The organism is Acetatifactor sp. (assembly GCF_982438285.1).
The window spans coordinates 1-4,790 of record NZ_CEWDFQ010000242.1 but is presented as its reverse complement, the minus strand read 5'-3'; the positions used below and the strand labels follow the sequence as shown (position 1 = coordinate 4,790).

Sequence of the window (4,790 nt, the reverse complement as noted above, 5' to 3'; positions counted from 1 at the left end):
GTTTAGCTGCATACCGGAAGGGTATGCTCTAAGCCTCCTGAAGTTATGTAATTTCTCTGGTATCCTTTGCTGTGTATTTTCTGGAATTAAATCAACAACTCCCTCCTCATAAGTAAGATCGCCGTTTATTTCCTGGGCAAATACATCCACATCATTGATATAGAACACAACCAGCAGACACGCCGCCACAAACAAATTCCAAATTTTTTCCCTGTCATTCCTTCTCCCTTCCACATTTGTGTTGAATAAAAATTTATTGTCCCCGGCTGCTTTTCTTTCGGTTTCAGTTGCCACCCTGTCCATCTTATTGTATAGTAAAAAAGGGCTTTCGGATATCATAAGAAACCTACTCTACATAAATAAGGAAAAGTGACTATGTGGATTGCAGATCGTTGGAAGGATTACGAAGTTTTAGACACCTCGGCGGGAGAAAAGCTGGAGCGCTGGGGAGATTATATTTTGGTGCGGCCAGACCCCCAGGTAATTTGGAGCACCCCGCGCCTCCATGCGGGCTGGAAGCAAAAAAACGGCCATTATCACAGAAGCAGCAAGGGAGGCGGGCAGTGGGAATTTTTCCATCTGCCTGACGAATGGAGCATTCGCTATACGCTGAAGGAGCTGCCAAACCGGCCGTTAACCTTTCGGTTAAAGCCCTTCAGCTTCAAGCACACCGGGCTTTTTCCCGAACAGGCTGCAAACTGGGAATGGTTCAGCAGACTGATCAAGCAGGAGAACCGTCCTAAGGACAGGCCTGTGAAGGTATTAAACCTTTTCGCCTACACCGGCGGCGCCACCCTGGCTGCCGCTGCCGCAGGAGCAGCCGTCACCCATGTGGACGCATCCAAGGGCATGGTGTCCTGGGCCAAGGAAAACGCCCTCTCCTCCGGACTGGGAGAAGCTCCCATCCGCTGGCTGGTGGACGACTGCACAAAATTTGTAGAACGGGAAATCAGAAGAGGCAGCAAGTATGACGGAATTATCATGGACCCTCCCTCTTACGGAAGGGGACCCAAGGGAGAAATCTGGAAAATCGAGGACAGCATCTGGCCTTTCTTAAACCTGACCGCAAAGCTGCTTTCCGAGGACGCCCTTTTTCTATTGATCAACTCCTACACCACAGGACTTCAGCCCGCTGTGCTCTCTTATATGATAGGCGCCGTCCTGGAAAAGCAGCGGGGCGGCCGCACCCAGGCACAGGAGATCGGACTGCCGGTAACGGAAAGCGGCCTGATCCTCCCCTGCGGCGCATCCGGGCGGTGGGAAAAGTAATCTCCAAAAAAGGACTTGTTTTCCTCAAATCACAAATTTTAAAGCACGTACCTTCGCAGAACCGGGATTTTCCGAAGCACATAGGCTCCCAGAAACGCCGGAACCAAGACTGCCAGAAAGAAAAGCGGCAGCGACAGGAAAATGCGGGGAATCCAGCCAAAGACCAAGGCTTCTTTGGGGAAATTAAGCGGAGTCAGTTCAAGAAATTTATAATATAGATTCACAAACACCGGATGGATCAAATATACTCCAAAGCACAGGGCGCCGGCGCTTTGCCAGTAAGCCCTGTGTTTTTCTTTCTCTTTTCCTTCTCTCTCCCGGAATATCCACATAAGCAGCAGAGACAACAGTACGGTAAAGGGATAATTATAGGCCATCTGTACCGTGTCATCCCAGACGATCCTGCTGGCCGCCATTCCCGCCGCCAAAAGCACACAGGCAAAGACCTCGCCCCAAAAGACAATCTCTCTCGTTTTCCGGGATGCTCCTTTTCCGAGCCCTTCTCTCTTGCTTTCTTTCCCCGGATATTTTGCAAACAAATACCCGCACAAGTAATAAAAAAGATAAATGCCGCCGTCCGGAAGCGTAAAAAGCTCATCCAGTGAGAAAAGCTTTTTCACATAAGGAAGAATACTGCTGCCTGCAAGCAGCACTCCCAAAATAACGTACAAAGCCGAATCTGGTATTTTTTTCAGCAGAAGCTTTAATGCCGGTGTAATCAGATACAGGAACAAGATCAAATACAAATACCACATGTGGGACCAGGACCTTCCCTGGAGCACCAAAAGCACTGCCTCTCCTGCCATGGCCGGCCGAAAAGTCCCCTCGGCCATGATCTGCTCCAGACAGGCATAGGGAATTCCGAATAAAAACAAGGCCAGAAGGATTCTTTTACAGTATTTCGTAAGCATCTGCAAAAAAGTAATCCTGCGCCCCGGATGCAGAAAGAGATAGCCTGAGATCAGCAAAAACACGGGCACACACCAGGTAATCCAATCCAAGGCAATCAAAAACACCTTTTTTTCCAGGGGATAGGGCGTCATGTCCACAGCGTCCATAATCCCCGTCACCGTGTGCAGAAGCACCACTGCACAGGTAGCCGCCACCCGCAAAATATCTAAAAAGCATTGTCTGTCATCTATTTTTTGAGTTTCCACCATCTTACGCATTCCTTTTTTGCTTTTTATCCTTATCATATCCGACTTTCCGGGACAGTGCAAGCACAATCAGGCCTGCCGGATATATCCTTCCCCGGTTTTTAACAGCTTTTTTGCGCCCCCAGGTTGCTTCCTTTCCACAAAACAGTTATACTGTGGATAATAAATGCTTCGGAATGGAGAATTTTATGAACAAGAAACTGCGCAAGCTTCCCCTATGGAAGCAGCATCTTTTCAGCATCGGCTTTTCCCTGTTCTGCATGGGAGCTGCAACCGGAGTGTCCGCACTGTATTTTCACCTGGTTCCCGACAACAGCGGAAATATTGTGCTTGTCTTTATTCTGGCTCTCATGCTGGTATCGCGTTACTGCGTGGGGTATCTTTACGGCATTGTCTGCTCGGTGGTGGCTGTAATCTGCATCAATTACATGTTCACATACCCCTACTTTAAGCTGAATTTTACCCTGACGGGCTACCCCATCACCTTTATCGGCATGCTGGCTGTCACCTTGTTTACCAGCACCATGACCTCACATCTTGCCATCCAGGCGGATGTGATCGCCGAGCGGGAAAAGCAGCTGGCCGAGGCCGAAATGGAAAAAATGCGGGCCAATCTTCTGCGGGCCATATCCCACGATCTGCGCACCCCCTTAACCGGCATGATCGGAAACAGCTCCGTTTTTCTGGAAAATCAGGCAAGGCTCTCAGAAGAGGAAAAAAAGGAGATTGTCACAAACATTTACAACGATTCCAACTGGCTGTTAAATATGGTGGAAAATCTTCTCACCGTCACCCGTATCCGGGGAGACAGCCTGACTATAAATACCAGCAGCGAGCCTGTGGAGGAGGTTTTGTCCGAAGCCTTACAGAAGCTTCACAAGCGTTATCCCAATGCACAGATCAAGGTGCGCGTGCCGGATGCCTTCATTCTGCTTCCCATGGACGCCATTTTGATCGAACAGGTCACCATCAATCTTTTGGAAAACGCCATTGTCCACTCCGACAGCCTGGCGCCCATTGAGCTTTTGGTGGAGGAGCATCCCCACAGCGTATCCTTTACCATACGGGACTACGGTGTTGGCATTCCTGAAGATATGCTGGACCATCTCTTTGACGGCACCCCGCATACCCCTTCCCATACCTCCGACGCCCACAAGGGTATGGGAATCGGACTGTCCATCTGCAAAACCATCATTACCGCCCACCACGGAACCCTCACCGCCAGAAACCATTCCCGGGGTGCGGAATTTATTTTCACCCTTCCTAAAAAACATTGAAAGGCCGCCCAAGGGGCGTGTAGGATAACCATGAACACCAAAATAAACATTCTGCTCATTGAAGACGACAAAAGCATCAGCGGTTTCATCACCACCTCCCTGGAGAGAAACGGCTACCGCGTTACCAGTGCTTTAAACGGGAAAGAGGGCTTGAGCCTGGCTGCTTCCCTCTGTCCCGATGTGATCCTTTTAGATCTGGGGCTGCCGGACATAGACGGCTGCGAGATTCTGAAGCAGATACGCTCCTGGAACAGCAGCATACCCATTATCATCCTCTCCGCCAGAACCAAGGAGCAGGACAAGGTAAGTGCTCTGGACCTGGGGGCGGACGATTATCTCACAAAGCCCTTTGGCACAGCAGAGCTTATGGCCCGCATCCGTACCTCCATGCGTCACCGCCATCCCGCATCCCCCGACAGGGTTTACCGGGCCCTGGATTTGGAAATCAATTTTGAAAAACGTCTGATCCGCCTTGAGGGAAAGGAGGTTCATCTGACACAGATTGAATATCAGCTGCTGACTCTGCTTGCGGAAAATTCAGGACGGGTGCTCACCTACAGCTACCTCATGAACGCCATATGGGGTCCCTACATGGACAGCAATAACCAGATTCTCCGGGTAAACATGGCCAATATCCGCCGGAAAATAGAAAAAAATCCGGCGCAGCCCCAGTATGTCTTTACAGAGATCGGCATCGGCTACAGGATGCTGGAAAACGAAAATACCTGAGACAAGCCGCTGTGTTTCTTTGGCCGCCCTTCAGCGCCTTTCTGTTTCCTGCCGCAGCCCCCTGAGGCTGCGGATCAAGAGCGGCACCTCAAACAAAAGCATCAGAATCCAGCCCGCCATATTTGCCCAGGCCAGGCTGACAAAGCCCAGGTGAAACACACGGATCATAAGAACCACTGCCCCCACTCTTCCCAGCATATTCATAAACGTACTATAAAGCGTCACCTTCATATCTCCTATGCCCCTGAAAAATCCCTGTATGCCGTTGGTAATGCCCGGCAGCAGGTACATAAAGGCAATCAGCCGCAGATAATCCGTCCCAAGACGCACCACCTGTGCATCCCCATCCTCTGCAAAC

At 50.3% G+C, this 4,790-nt stretch carries 6 protein-coding genes; 3 read left to right on the top strand and 3 right to left on the bottom strand.

What is annotated here, in order from left to right:
- The coding region (locus AC1WIP_RS11495) for a hypothetical protein (RefSeq protein ID WP_481141958.1) at nucleotides 1-294 on the bottom strand (294 nt) is incomplete at its 3' end.
- An 81-nt stretch (nucleotides 295-375) separates the two neighbouring features.
- Here AC1WIP_RS11495 and AC1WIP_RS11490 point away from each other — a divergent pair.
- Complete coding sequence (locus AC1WIP_RS11490) at nucleotides 376-1,269, top strand: class I SAM-dependent methyltransferase (protein WP_481141957.1); 894 nt, start codon at nucleotides 376-378, stop codon at nucleotides 1,267-1,269.
- 38 nt (nucleotides 1,270-1,307) lie between these two features.
- On the opposite strand, the gene AC1WIP_RS11485 is transcribed toward AC1WIP_RS11490, so the two are convergent.
- Nucleotides 1,308-2,465, bottom strand: coding sequence for an acyltransferase (locus tag AC1WIP_RS11485; protein WP_481141956.1), 1,158 nt, complete (start codon nucleotides 2,463-2,465; stop codon nucleotides 1,308-1,310).
- Nucleotides 2,466-2,614: 149 nt separating this feature from the next.
- Here AC1WIP_RS11485 and AC1WIP_RS11480 point away from each other — a divergent pair, with 149 nt between their 5' ends.
- Together AC1WIP_RS11480 and AC1WIP_RS11475 are read left to right on the top strand one after the other, a co-directional pair.
- A complete protein-coding gene (locus tag AC1WIP_RS11480; protein WP_481141955.1) occupies nucleotides 2,615-3,703 on the top strand; it encodes a sensor histidine kinase in 1,089 nt (362 codons plus the stop codon).
- Nucleotides 3,704-3,733: 30 nt separating this feature from the next.
- Nucleotides 3,734-4,432: a response regulator gene (locus tag AC1WIP_RS11475; RefSeq protein ID WP_481141954.1), complete on the top strand. Its 699-nt coding sequence runs from the start codon at nucleotides 3,734-3,736 to the stop codon at nucleotides 4,430-4,432.
- 30 nt (nucleotides 4,433-4,462) lie between these two features.
- Here AC1WIP_RS11475 and AC1WIP_RS11470 read toward each other — a convergent pair.
- A partial coding sequence (locus AC1WIP_RS11470; RefSeq protein WP_481141953.1) for an MATE family efflux transporter occupies nucleotides 4,463-4,790 on the bottom strand: 328 nt, incomplete at its 5' end.